General features: G+C 60.4%; 1 protein-coding gene. It reads left to right on the top strand.

Annotated features, from left to right (window positions below; genetic code table 11):
* The coding region (locus tag ACXMYJ_RS29295; RefSeq protein WP_460359573.1) for an IS3 family transposase at positions 1-593 on the top strand (593 nt) is incomplete at its 5' end.
* Between the last annotated feature and the right edge of the window lie 28 nt (positions 594-621).

Raw genomic sequence — 621 nt, forward strand, 5'->3', positions numbered from 1 at the left:
TCAGTCCGCGCACCTTCAAGACCACCACGGTCGTTGATCCGTGCGCGTCGTTCCCGCCGGATCTGGTGGGTCGCCGCTTTGACCAGGGCCGTATCGACGCGGTGTGGTCCACCGACATCACCTACCTGAGCTGCGGTGAAGGCGACATGTTTCTGTGTGCGATCCGCGACGAACATTCCCGCCGGGCACTGGGCTGGGCGGTCGATGATCACATGCGCACCGAGTTGGTGACCACGGCCGTGGATCGGGCAGTGTTCACCCGCGGCGGCAACGCCAACGGCGTCATACTGCATTCAGACCGCGGGACCCAATTCACCTCGCACGGCATGGCTGAGGCCGCCGCCGAGCATGGTTTGCGCCGTTCGATGGGTGCCACTGGGATCTGCTGGGATAACGCCGGTGCCGAATCGCTGTGGTCGACGTTCAAGCATGAGTTCTACTACCGGCACACTTTCGCGACGAAAGTCGAATTGATTGCAGCAGTTGACAATTGGATGCGATTCTACAATCATCAACGTAGGCACTCGGCGATCGGTCAGCGCTCACCAATTAGCTACGAACGCACCATGAGTGTCACCCTGGAAGCAAGCTAACCGCGTCCACTTTTTCTGGGGAACCCCA

Source organism: Mycobacterium sp. ZZG, from assembly GCF_054786995.1.